This window comes from Actinomadura sp. 6K520 (assembly GCF_004349245.1).
Classification (GTDB): domain Bacteria; phylum Actinomycetota; class Actinomycetes; order Streptosporangiales; family Streptosporangiaceae; genus Spirillospora.
The window spans coordinates 1-12317 of sequence record NZ_SMLC01000019.1; the positions used below are offsets into that span (position 1 = coordinate 1).

At 61.9% G+C, this 12317-nt stretch carries 7 protein-coding genes and 5 pseudogenes; 3 read left to right on the forward strand and 9 right to left on the reverse strand.

The window, feature by feature from the left end; all coding sequences use genetic code 11:
• Nucleotides 1-126: 126 nt before the first annotated feature.
• From E1289_RS07625 to E1289_RS39465, 4 pseudogenes are all read right to left on the reverse strand, one after another.
• Nucleotides 127-471 (reverse strand): annotated as a pseudogene (locus E1289_RS07625) (transposase); the annotation flags it as partial.
• Nucleotides 472-540: 69 nt separating this feature from the next.
• Nucleotides 541-2155 (reverse strand): annotated as a pseudogene (locus E1289_RS07630) (IS4 family transposase); the annotation flags it as partial.
• A gap of 122 nt (nucleotides 2156-2277) precedes the next feature.
• Nucleotides 2278-2676, reverse strand: a pseudogene (locus tag E1289_RS07635) (transposase); the annotation flags it as partial.
• Nucleotides 2677-2933: 257 nt separating this feature from the next.
• A pseudogene (locus E1289_RS39465) lies at nucleotides 2934-3341 on the reverse strand (IS5/IS1182 family transposase); the annotation flags it as partial.
• Nucleotides 3342-4009: 668 nt separating this feature from the next.
• Between E1289_RS39465 and E1289_RS07640 the strand changes: the two are divergent.
• Together E1289_RS07640 and E1289_RS07645 are read left to right on the forward strand one after the other, a co-directional pair.
• Entirely contained in the window at nucleotides 4010-4663 is a 654-nt protein-coding gene (locus E1289_RS07640) for a hypothetical protein (RefSeq protein ID WP_131976759.1), read from the forward strand.
• Nucleotides 4618-6966, forward strand: a complete 2349-nt coding sequence (locus E1289_RS07645; protein ID WP_131976761.1) for a tetratricopeptide repeat protein — start codon at nucleotides 4618-4620, stop codon at nucleotides 6964-6966. Before E1289_RS07640 ends, E1289_RS07645 begins: the two co-directional genes overlap by 46 nt.
• 38 nt (nucleotides 6967-7004) lie before the next feature.
• On the opposite strand, the pseudogene E1289_RS07650 reads toward E1289_RS07645, so the two are convergent.
• The 4 genes and pseudogenes from E1289_RS07650 to E1289_RS40060 all read right to left on the reverse strand — a co-directional run bounded on the left by E1289_RS07650 (nucleotide 7005) and on the right by E1289_RS40060 (nucleotide 10767).
• A pseudogene (locus tag E1289_RS07650) lies at nucleotides 7005-8050 on the reverse strand (IS630 family transposase).
• Between the two features lie 203 nt (nucleotides 8051-8253).
• Entirely contained in the window at nucleotides 8254-9027 is a 774-nt protein-coding gene (locus E1289_RS07655; protein WP_131976763.1) for a zf-HC2 domain-containing protein, read from the reverse strand.
• A gap of 17 nt (nucleotides 9028-9044) precedes the next feature.
• A complete protein-coding gene (locus E1289_RS07660; RefSeq protein ID WP_131976766.1) occupies nucleotides 9045-9617 on the reverse strand; it encodes a hypothetical protein in 573 nt (190 codons plus the stop codon).
• 766 nt (nucleotides 9618-10383) lie between these two features.
• Nucleotides 10384-10767: a site-specific integrase gene (locus E1289_RS40060; RefSeq protein WP_131976768.1), complete on the reverse strand. Its 384-nt coding sequence runs from the start codon at nucleotides 10765-10767 to the stop codon at nucleotides 10384-10386.
• A gap of 13 nt (nucleotides 10768-10780) precedes the next feature.
• Between E1289_RS40060 and E1289_RS38055 the strand changes: the two genes are divergently transcribed.
• Nucleotides 10781-10921, forward strand: coding sequence for a hypothetical protein (locus tag E1289_RS38055; RefSeq protein WP_165970388.1), 141 nt, complete (start codon nucleotides 10781-10783; stop codon nucleotides 10919-10921).
• A 1086-nt stretch (nucleotides 10922-12007) separates the two neighbouring features.
• Here the strand turns inward: E1289_RS38055 and E1289_RS07675 are convergent.
• Nucleotides 12008-12289, reverse strand: coding sequence for a hypothetical protein (locus tag E1289_RS07675; RefSeq protein ID WP_131976771.1), 282 nt, complete (start codon nucleotides 12287-12289; stop codon nucleotides 12008-12010).
• Between the last annotated feature and the right edge of the window lie 28 nt (nucleotides 12290-12317).

Genomic DNA, 12317 nt, shown 5'->3' on the forward strand with positions numbered 1-12317 from the left:
GCTGAGCGGCTACCAGACGCCGGCTGCGATCCGCCGCAGCGGCACCAAGCGGCTCGAGGCGTGGCTGCGAGGCCGGAAGATCAAGAAGGCCGCGGTCATCGCCCAGGCGGCCGTCGAGGCCGCACAGTCGCAGCAGGCGATGAGGATGTCGGTGACGCCGCGATTGCGCAGGTCGGTGACCACCGACCGCCAGAACGCGGCGCCCTCCCCGATGCCGCGCGGGCCGGCGGGACCGTCGCCTGCTTTGGGGACCCAGATGCCCAGGACGTGTTTGTCGCCGTCGGTGTCGATCCCGACCGCCAGGTAGGCGGGCTTGTTGTGCACCACGTGGTTGTCGCGCACCTTCACCATGAGGGCGTCCAGGAACACCACCGGGTAGACGGGGTCCAGGGGGCGGCGCTGCCAGGCCTTGACCTCCTCCATCACCTGGTCGGTGATGCGTGAGACGGTCTCGGGCGACAGTTGGGTGCCGTACACCTCAATGCCGCGTAGTTAGGGTCAGCGGCCGGTTCGTCAAGTTGATTGGGGGTCGGGGTGAGGCAGGGTGTAGACGCCTCGGCTGACTCTGTGGAGGAGTCCCTCGCGGACCCATTTGGTCAGCTGGGCGGCGAGGCTTCTGGTGTTGGTTTAGCCCAGGGTTTGGGCGATCTCGCGCAGGTGCCAGGTTCGTTCTGGCTGGCTGCGCAGGAGTTGCAGTGTTTGGTTGCGCATGCCGTCTCCGGTGCGTCCGGGGCCGCGGTCGGTGCGGCGTCCGTCGGGTCCCATGGGGGTGGCGGTTGGGGTGTGGGCGGCGTCGTGGATGTTGATGGCCAGTTCGGTGATGTTCTGGCAGGTCAGTGGGCGTTTGTCGTGCTGGTGGGCGGCGTAGCGGGAGACTGGCGCCTTGACTTTGCGGGAGCTGGTGCGTGGGCGTCGTGCGGGGAGCAGAGCGGCCAGGACTGCCTGGCCGATGACGCCCACGGCCGCGCTGTCGTCTGCCTCGATGGCTGCGGTGATCGTGTGGTTGCGGGCGGTCTCCAAGGCGACGCGGAAGCTGGCCCGGTCGGGGTCGGTTCCCGGGACCGATTCCACCGCTTCCACCATTGCGGCCCGTAGTGGCCTGGTAGAGCGCGAGCAGGGCCCACAGTTCCTGCTCCAGCCCGGTCGGGTCGGCCGAGCGCAGGACATGCCCGTCCTGCAGGGTGTGACGCAGGGCGTAGTAGGCGGTCTCGACCTCCCAGCGCTCGTGGTAGAGGCGGACCAGCGCGTCGGCGGGATGGTGGCGATGGTCGAGCAGGGTGGTGGCCAGCCGGTAGTGCTCGGTGACCCTGGTGCCGTCGGCGGTGGTCATGGTGAGGCTGGCGTCGATGATGCGGACCTGAAGCGCGCCGAACCGGGTGAGATAGGAGCCGTCGGGCAGCACGGCCAGGACCGCGGGACGGCGGTGTGAGGACAGGCGGACCAGGAACTGCGCGCCGGTGTCGGCGATGGCGGCCAGCAGGTCGTTGGTGTCGAACCTCCGGTCGGCCAGCACCATCATCTGAGGTGTGAGCAGCGGCAGCAAGGCACGGGCATAGTGGATCTCTCCGTGCCGTCGGGGTCCGAAGGCCGCGCCCAGCAGCCCGCGGGTGCCGGTTTCGCACAGGGTCATCAGTTGCATGGTCGGGTAGCCCGCCCAGCCCAGCCGGTTGGAGACCCGGCCTAGCCAGCCGCGGTTGCGTTCCTGGTCGGGAACCTTGATCGAGCCGCAGCCGTCGAACGCGACCGTCCGCCAGCGGCGGTAGCGCACTCCGGGAGTGTGCGGCTGGGCCAGCGGACCGGCCAGCGCTTCGAACAGAGCCTTGAACGGGGCAGGCCCAAGCCGCCGCCGCAGATCCCGAAGCGCCTTCTCGCTGGGACGCCGCAACGGCGCCGCCCGCAGGCCGGCCACCAGCTTGTCCCAGACCCGGGCGTATCCCACCTGCGGGAACAGCGCCAGAGCCAGCAGGAAGTACACACCCACACGAGACGGCAGCGAACGCAGCCGTTTCTGCCGGGTGCGGGTCTCGTCGATGACCGCGTCGACGAGTTCGACGGGGATGAAACGGGTTAACGCCCCCAGGTGGCCGGGTGCGGAGACCGAGGCAGGGGCCGGAACGGCGGGAGCGCTGGCGGTGATGACACACTGGTCACGCAACGGGACCTCTCACGGGCAGGAAGATCTTGGTCGATCCCCCGCCTACCAGGGGTCCCGTTCTCATATCGCCAGCAACACGCCCACAACCGGCTTCAGCTTGACGAACCGGCCGCTGACCCTAACTACGCGGCATTGCCGTACACCTGGTCGAGGTGGTGGATGATGTCGCGGACCGTCATGCCGTGCGCGTACAGGCTGATGACCATGTCGTCCAGCCCGCCCGACACCCGGCCGGCGCGTTTGGGCACCAGCACCGGCTCGAACGACCCCGCCCGGTCGCGGGGCACCGCCAGGCGCACCGGCCCGACCCCGGTCTGCACCGTCTTGGCGATCTTCCCGTTGCGGGAGTTGCCGGTACCGTAGCCGTCGGTGTGGTGCTTGTCGTAGCCCAGATGGGCGGTCAGCTCGGCCTTCAAAGCGCGTTCCAGGACGGCTTTGACCAGGTCGCCGAGCATGGAGCCCTCACCGGTCAGGCGCAGCCCGCCGGCCTGGTCACGGGAACGGGCCAGCAGCTCGTCCAGCAGCCGGTCATCGACCAGCTCCCGGATCGGCCGACGCGCGGCTTCGTGCATGGCGTTGTGCTCGGGCTCGCTCACCTCCGCCACGGTAGCCGGAAGATCGCTTACGGTAGTTGAGGTGGTGCCGTCGACACGGTCGATCACGGACATGACGTGTGGTTCTCCCCCCGAAGAACGTGGGCGCTTCACCCACTGATCACTTGCTCCCCAGCAAGATCACTTTCCACACCTGAGGGAATACCCCCTTTCTAGCCGTCGCTTCACATGGTGAGTCTGCAGTGATGGAGGAGGGCAGCGGCGATGCCGAAGAAGGCCAGTAAGTGTTCGGGCTTGCGTTCGTAGCGTGGGTGCAGGCAGTGGCAGCCGACCAGCCACGCACCGCCCTAGTCACCCAACGATGGGGCCTAAGCGTTCGGAGAACTCGACGCCGCGGCGGGCGATGCGTACGACGATGGCATCTAAGCGCAGCCGATACCGCAGGTGCGGGTAGTCGTAGCCCCTGCACCGTGGCATGCCTGGACGCCGACGGCGCGGGTCCGCGGCACGAACGGATCGGCGGGGTGCCGCGAACCAGCGGTTCCAGGCCCTGACTGTCGCGGGTGTTTGCAGCGGAGATCCCGACAGACAGCGGCAGCCCGGTGCTCGGTCAGCAAGTGGCTCTTCGACCCAACGCCCGCAGGACGTTTCCGCAGACAAACATCGGCGGCTGGACGGCTTCCGGCACCTGTCTGCGTCAAGCCCTGCGACCAGAGCGGTATCCGCGTCGCGGATCACGGCCCGGTAGACGATGTCGCAGAACCGTCGTGCTGGGGGATGGCGCTGACCACGCCATGTCCTGACAGTCTCATTTCATAGCCGCTGGCGCGTGCTCGCGAGGGTGGTGCGCTGGGGTGGTCACCCCAGCGACGCTCAGGCAGCCTCCTGCTGCGCTCGATGTGACAATCCCAGCCCGTCTGGCCTGTTGCCCGCCCTCTAGCCTCCTGTCACCCAGCGGAGTGACCTGATCTGGTCGGGACTGCCGTACTACTTCGAGGGAGACTAGTACGACAGCAGGTGCCCACCGAAGAAGGATCTTTTCAAGAGCTCACAAGCAGGTTGGCCAGGGAAGATGCAGACTCGACGTGTAGCCACGAAGGGCCTTGGGAACACTTAGTATGTCATCGAAAACACACAGTGACGTTCCACTGCGGTAAAGTTGCAGGTTCAAAGTAGGACAAATGGAGCTAAGATGCTTGCAGGGTGACAAAAAGTGAACATGTCGACACAGCCGCGCTGATCATCAACCTATCTGTATCCTCGTTGGGCAGGGTAGAGCGGATGTCTAGAGGGCGCGCTAATGGCTCAACACGTCTACGTCAAAGGTCGCCTGAGTCACTCGGACCTTTCGGCGGCAGACGTGCGGGCAAAATTTGCGCAGAAGTTCTCTACCTTTTCAGCCAGTCCTTCGGGCGCCGACTTTGAGATCAAACTCCAGGACGTTGAGATAACCGGCTTTTCGGGAGTGAGCACCGAAGTGGAATTCACAGTCGAGGTAACCCCAGTGACAGGACGCTCTCACCCTAACGCTGTCGCCTCGACGGTGATGCTCATCGATGGCACTGAAACGTTCCTGGCCGGGGCTTTTAGCGCATTAACATGTGAGCGCTGGAAATATGTTCCCTTTTTCACTAGAAAGCCTAAGCTTGAAATTTGCGAAATAAAGAGCAGTGGCCAGCATAATCCTCTTCTTCATAGAGACAACGACCCGCCTAAGTGGTCAATCGGCGCGAAGGCTGCCTACTTCATAGTCTTTATACTAGTTTGCATAACGGCCGGCCTTGTTCTCTGGCAAACCAACGTCCGACAACCCTCCGGCGTCCTCGTGCAGAATCTGCTAGCAATCTTGCTCTCGCTCCCACTTGCCGCCTTGGGTGCACTTCTTCCGATCTATATAAACCAGAGAGAATGGAAGAAGCAAACCCCTTGGAAGTATTCAAAGGTATCGCCATGAGGTCTAAGCGACTCCTAGAGAATAGCGACTCGGTTGTACACCGCTATCTCGACGCCTTCCGCCAGGAAATCGAAGGTATGACCGGTTGGCATTGGCGCGAGTCGAGTCCAGGCACCGACGACGCCACGTTCGACGCAATCGTACAGAATCCCTATGGCGGCTACATTTGCCTGGAATGGGCAGCAGGATCAGGACGACTTCATTTTGATATTATCGGCGTTGTCCAGGATTTCCTTGAGGATCTCGATAGCAAAGCGAAGCCCGTGATTCCGGTTGTCGTCACCAGTCAGGAAATAAGCAAACGGTTGATGGCAGCAGCGGCGGGTCAAGGGATAACACTTTTTCCATATGATGCGTCCGACCCCATTGAGACTATTGCAGCCGAACTTAAGAATTTTTGTGAGGACTTGAGTTCAGGTCAACGAGAAAGTCGGACTCATGCAACAAGGCTTCCCCGGAGCGACTCCAGTGCGGCCGATCAAGTCAATGAAGCTACAATTCTAATTAATGCAGGTAGGTCCGAAGAGGCGCTAGAGCTCTACAGCGAGGCCTTGCCTGGAATCGTGGAACTATTCGGAGAGACACATCCAAATGTTCTGGCTCTTCGGGTAAACTACGCTGATCTGCTTCTTCATTTCGATCATACAGATGAAGCAGTTCACATTTTAAGTGACGTCTACTCTCAGCGAGTGGAGAAACTCGGCGCGCATCACCCCGAAACTGCCTCAGCACTCGTAAAGCTGGGAGCGGCACAGTCGATGCAGGGCGAGCATGCAGAGGCCCTTGCGAACCTTTATCAGGGTCTGAACATCCTCGCGTCTGTACTTGGCGAGGAGAGCGACGAGGTTCAAGAAGCGAAAGCACAGCAGGCGATAGCATTAGCGCGTAGCGGAGAACACCATCAGGCACTAAGTATTCTCACTGGTCTGTATCCGGAATCCCCCTGGGGGGGAAGATTCACACGAACGCATTCGGTTGCCTTTGGACTGCTCGGGGAACTTCAGGCGGAGCAGGGCGAGTATGGGGAGGCGACGAGCTCGCTGGTTCGGGCCCTTGCTGTCAGAGAACAGCTCGGCGATAGGGCCGGCATAGCTGAGGCTCATAGCCAACTCGGTTGGCTAGCCCAGCAGCGTGCATCCTACGAAGATGCTGAGGAGCATTACAAGCAGGCCCTCGCCATACACGAGCAGCTCAACGACCTGGCCGCATCTGCCGAGGCTCATAGCCAACTCGGTTGGCTAGCCCAGGAGCGTGCTTTCTACGAAGATGCTGAGGAGCATTACAAGCAGGCCCTCGCCATACACGAGCAGCTCGACAACCGTCCTGGTATGGCAGAACAGTTGCATAAGCTCGCCTCCGTTGGACAGGAGACGGGTCGCTTCGATGTCGCAACTGACCTATCCAAGGCGGCTCTAGAGATCTATGAAACAGTCGGGGACCAACGGGGAGTCGCTCGCAGCGCGCTTATGATGGGTTGGGTAGCGCAGGAAAATGGCAGGCTCGAAGAAGCTGAATTGCTCCTTCGCCGTGCGCTAAGCGCTCAATCAGGTCTTAGTGACAGACGAGAAAAGGCTAGGATACTCCAGCGCCTTGGCTGGATAGCCCAGGAGCGCGCAAGCTATGGTGAGGCTAAGCGTTTCTACCAGAAGGCCCTATTTATCCACGAGAATCTAAGAAACCTGCCCGCGGCAGCCGCGGCCTACAGTCAGCTTGGCTGGATAGCGCAACAGCATGAGTCCGATGAAGACGCTGAGAACAATTTTCGTCGCGCATTGTCTATCTATGAACAACTTGACCATAAGGCCGGAATCGCTGAGACCTACCACCGACTCGGATGGATAATGCAGCGACGTCGCTCTTACGCTGACGCGACTTCGCATTTCCGTAGGGCGCTTACTATCAGAGAACAAGTTCACGATAGGCCAGGAATAGCTTCCAGTGCACTGGGGCTTGCATTCTGCGCGCAGGCGCAGGAGAATATTACGCTAGCCCTTCACTGGTACAACCGAGCACTTGAATCAGTCACTAAGACTGGTGATCAAAGTAGCAGGAACGCCATACTAAGCCATATCAGTGCAACTCTAACTGAGGCCGGAGAAAGCGATCTAGCTGTGTCTTATGCAGTACAGAGCCTCATGTCAAGGCTTAATAGCGAATCTCCTCAGGTTGCCACTGACCTTTTTTGGCTACGCAGACAGAGGCAAGCCCTTGGTGAACAAGAGTTCACTACAGCGCTTATCAATGTCGTGGGTGCGGAAAAGGCTACATATGTGGCCGAACAGGTCGAAGAAATAGAACTTTAGCACATGAGCTGGCCTGTGCTCCGCTGGTAGGCCACACGCTAGTGTCGCGAGTCGTTAATTCGTTGGCAGTATGCGGCGAGGGTTTCGAGGATCTCGTCGGCGGGCTTGGTCCACACGAACGGCTTGGGGGCGGTGTTCCCACTCGTTGATCCAGCCGCGGACGTCGCGTTCCAGCTCGATGACGCTGCGGTGGGCTGAGCGGCGGAGTTTGCGATTGGTGAGTTCGGCGAACCAGCGCTCGCCCAGGCTGAGCCAGGACGAGCTGGTCGGGGTCAAGTGCAGGTAGAACCGGGGGTGGCGGATCAGCCACTTGTGGACCTGCTCGGTCTTGTGGGCGGCGTAGTTGTCCAGCACCAGGTGCAGGTCCAGGTCCTTGGGCACGGCGGCATCGATTAGCTTGAGGAACCGCAGGAACACCTGGTGGCGATGGCGGCGGTAGTGCTGGGCGATCACCGACCCGGAGGAGAGGTCGAGGGCAGCGAACAGGCTGGTGGTGCCGTGCCGGACGTAGTCGTGGGTCATCCGCGCCGGGGAGGTGGGCATGATCGGCAGGATGGGGGCGGGGCGGTCGATCGCCTGCATCTGGCTCTTCTCGTCCACCGCCGGCACCAGAGCGTTCTCCGGTGGGTTCAGGTACAGCCCGACCACGTCGCGGACCTTGTCGACGAACTGCGGGTCGGTCGACAGCTTTCAGGTCTGCACGGTGTGCGACTTGAGACCGAACGCCCGCCAGATCCGCGAGACCGCCGACTGCGACATCCCGGTCGAGGCTGCATCGACCGCGTCGACCAGTGCGTATCGGCACCGGGCGTCTCCTCCAGCGTCGCAGTGACCACCCGCTCGACCTGCTCATCGGTGATCACGCGCGGCCGACCCGAGCGCGGCTCATCGGTCAGGCCCTCCAGCCGGCCGGACAGGAACCGCGCCCGCCACTTCGACACCGTGTTGCGCGAGGTCCCGGCCTGCTCAGCAATCCGGGCGATCGTGGCGCCCTCGGCGCACAACAGCACGATCCGCGCCCGCAACGACGACGCACCCACCCGGTCAGCACCGGCCGCTCCTCGTCCGACAACAAACACCGGATCCAGCTTCGGGCTCGGCATCCCCACAGCCTACCGACTAACAAAGAACTAATGACTCAGGACACTAGGCGAAATTTGCAAGTCAGACCGCACCGCAGCTGGCCCTTAACTATGTGCGGTCCATCCAGTCGGCAGCTGTCGATACACTGCTGCTTGCTGCAGCCGAGCACGATTAGCAGTCGATACATCACGCCGCTAGATGCACCTACCCTGGCATCGTCAGGCCTCCGAACATTGATGTATACAGATGTAGCACGAAGGTGCGATTGTTCGTAGCCGCTCGATTCCTAATGGGCGCAGGCTGTGAAGCAACGATGCTATTGAAGGATTTAACACAGCTCCTGCAAGTTTTCAGATGCTCTCTTACTGCTTCTGCGCGCTGCTCTGGCAACGATCCCAGCAAGAACTCTGAAGCAGAAGAAATGTATTCCCCGCAGATGTAAGCTGGTATATGCGCCGACGTCTCCTTTGCTTCCAGGCGCCTTCTGAGTAGGTCATACGAAGGCCCCCACTGCTCAGTCAAGTCGGCAAGTAGCGATAGTGCGTTGTCATGACCGATGCAGTACGCTTCAAGGTACCATTTTGCGATCTCACGAAGCAGGTCCGTGTACTGTTGCAACGGGTCGTCGTCCGAAAGAAGCTCGCCATCCTGCACGAGTTTCAGAAGGAGGTGAGAAAGGACATTGGCCAGCCGGAAGGCGGCGTCTCCATAATCACCTTCCGCAGCAACGCGATACCAATGGGCGGCGGCCGGCAGATCATTATTTCTTTCGCTGCGGCATGCTGCCTCGTAGGCTGCACGCTCAAAGTCGATCCCCGCACATTCTGATTCGAGTTTAGCGCGGTCGTAGGGATGGGCGTTTTGGTGAGCATGTTCAAAAGCTATAGCCTTATCGAGGGCACGCATATCAGCACCATAGAACGACCAATCCTTGACCATTTCCGCGGCCGCGAAGAACTGGTCTTCGAATGACGACATCGACACCTTCCGCACCGTCAGGAAATCGGCTTAATCGCTCTTATCCTGGCAGGGATAGACCTATAGTACTCCGTAATCTGGAGCGGCGTCACCCCGATTATCCTGGCCGTGTCATCTTTAGAGACGCCCAGGAAGAAGGACAAGACAGTGATTTCAGCTATGCGTCTGGGCATGGCCCTTATTTCTGTGAACAGAGGTTCCCAGGATTGGAGCCACAGTGCCTCGTCGTTGAGTATAGCTCGGTTTAGTCGGTAGAGTCCAGCGTCTTGCAGTTGTGATGCTTTGTAGCTCTGGGAACGCAAGTGGCTTTGGGTGCGACGCATGATACGCAACCCTACGTAATACATGCGCAACTTTACGTTTTTATGATTTCGGAACTTAGGCCATTCGCTCTTAAGTATAACCAACGTCTGCAAGAAGACCCGGTCGACCAGCTCTTCATCTGCTGAGAGGCTTCGCAAGAGCACTACTAATTGAAGAGCGGATCCATCCAAAAACTGCTTGTAGTCGCCGTTAAAGGCAGATACTTCTGGGATCTGCTCGGCAAAGTCAAGTTCTTGCCACTGTATGAAGGGATACTTAGTTTCCACGTAACTATCCGAGGATCCCATTAATAGTCGGTTTCCCTCCGCGTGCAGGGAAGTGAGTAGTATCGCGCCGAAGTCTTCACTTCTGGGCATGCGAGGTCGGGGGAACCTTTCCATGCCTCATGAGGCTTCCCGTGGAACCCTCGTACCCGCAGTCAGTGGACGAGCCGAGCAGGCGGTAGCAGAGCCTCCGTCCTGGGCACTGCTCCCCATGTAACGGGAGTCCCAAGAGCGCCTGAGTCTACCACCATGATTGTTGGCTTTGCCCATTCGGTGCTCTATGTGGCGACCGACTCGCTACCTACGAGTAGCTTTTGTTAGGTATACCTATCAGGATCTTGGTGGAGCCGAAGCTTTATGTGTCGATATCAAGCTTCTTGGCGGTAAGCATCAGAGCTTGGACTGTCGACGTGAGCACTGGGTCAGCAACTTTTCGATCTTTCTGACAGTAGTCATGTTGACTTCAGTCCTGATCGATGCTGCCAACCAAGTTCGCTGTATGTATGCTATGTCGTCCTTTATCCTCTGCTCGGACAGTTTCGAACGCATTGCTCCCCGAAAGGACGGCGGCCGACGGCTTCTGATAGGACCGTTTGGGCTGGGTCGGCTTGGCTGGCCGCGGCAGGCCATTGCGGCAGGAGCACGTCGTCGGCCTGATCGCCGGATGCGGCGGCAGCAGCAGTGACCAGCGCAGTTGGGCCAGCGCACTCCGCCGGATCCAGCAGACCAGCCGGGAACCGCACCAGGAACGGCACCTAGAGCCACCGGCTCAGTGGGCGGCGTAGGTGCGCACATGCCGGGCGACGCCGGCGGCGAGCGCGGTGCCAAGGTCGTAGGCGGGTGAGCGGTCGAGGGATTCGCGGGCGGTGTCGTAGCTGCGTGTGGTGCGGGGGTCGGCGTGGCCGAGGAAGTCCTGCACCACGTGCAGCGGGTGCCCGCGGTCCAGCAGCAGGGTGACCACGCTGTGCCGCAGCGAATGCGGGTGACAGTCGGTCGGCCTGGGCGATGTCGGCAGCCTTGGCGATCCGGCGGATCTTCCGGAACACGTATGGCTGGTCGATCGGCCGCCCAGTCCGAGTCGCGAACAGCGGAGCCTCGCCCCCGGGGGGCACGAGTGCCTGGTAATCCATGCCCCGATCGTTGACGCTCTCATCGTCCGCCGCCTGGTGGCCGCAGCCGCGTTCCTGCAGGCAGCGATCGACGGCGTCGGTGGCCAGCGGCGGCAGGACGAAGCGTTTGAGGGCGCCACCCTTGACCGGCAGGTCCAGGGTGGTGTGGCCGAGGCCGGCGAGGGTGGTACCGGGTGATGCTGGAGACCCGGCAACTGGTGGCGGCCATCCCCGCCAGCAGGGCGTGGGTGCGGGCCGTCTCGTGGGCGGCGGCGTAGGCGAGCATCCGCTGCAGATCGTCCTCGCTCAGCCCGCGGATCGTGGAGGCGGCCGGCGCGGCGGGGCGCTCCATCCCTTCGCAGAAGGGGTTGCGGGCAGCGGCCCGGGCGCGGTTGAGGTAGGCGTACCAGGACGACACCGCGGTCAGCCTGCGGGCCCGGGTGGCCGCGGCCAGGCCGACGGCGCGCAGCGCGGCGGCGTACAAGTCGGCCTCGGCCGCGTCGAAGTCTAGGGCGTCCTAGCCGCGCGCGGCCGCGTAACTCAGCCACCAGGATAGGTCGCGCACGTTCCCGGCCTGGGTGCGCGGCGAGGACCGCCGCTGCTCCTACCTGCGCATGCCCTACACACCGCCTCCAGCCGATGGCCTCGACTTGGAGGAGGAACACCGGGAACGCGCGCGGCGCAACGCTGCCCGCTACCGCGCGGCCCGCGAGAATCGGTTCGCCCCCATTGGACCCTGCCTCTCGTGGCGCGGACCCACGCGAGGAACACCAGGTTCGCCTCACCGCTCAACGCCTACTGCACACCCACCTGCGGCGCGACGCCGGACACCACTGGGCCGACATCGACCTGGACCTGACCGGCGCCACCCTCACCAGCCTTGACCTGACCAGATGCACAGTCCACGGGGCAGACTTCTCTCGGGCGACCTTCTCCGGGATCGCCAGGTTCAACGAGGGTCTGGAGTCGGCCATTGTGACGGATTCAGCTGCGGGGCATGAGCCGCCACCGGATTGGCGGATCGAGCGCTCTGAGGGGGGCGCAGGCCGCTTCTGCGAGCCCCTGCTCCGGCGAGCGGATCCTGAGGACTGCTGCAGCGCCTTTGGGTGGCAACTGTTCAGTTAACGTTCGTTTTACGACAGGTGGTCCGCCACGCCTTCCGGCAGTCCCAGGGGCCGCAGCCCGGTTGCTGAGCTGAAGTCGAACGTGGCGGCAGGTCCAGTCGCGTCTAATCCGAAGTTGGCCCCGGTGAAGCTGAACCTCTCGGCCTCGAACCGGGCAGAGCTAAAGCTGACCCTGCTGCCTGTTCGCACCGGCCCGCCGCGTGCAGATCCGCGCCCTTTGGTCCCAGTCGACCAGTTCACCGATGGCCGGTTCGCCCTGGTCGTCGGCCTGCATGTAGTCGTTGAAGTCCCCGCACACGATGAAGGGATGCGCGCCGGCGTTGTCGCCGAAGCGGCCGCGAACGATCTGCTTGACGGCGCGGGCCTGGCTGCGGCGCCGCGGCCCGGTCATGTCGCGGCCGCCCATCATCGATTTGAAATGCTGGACGAACAGCGTCAGCACCTGCCCCGGTGCGGGCCATTGGATGTCG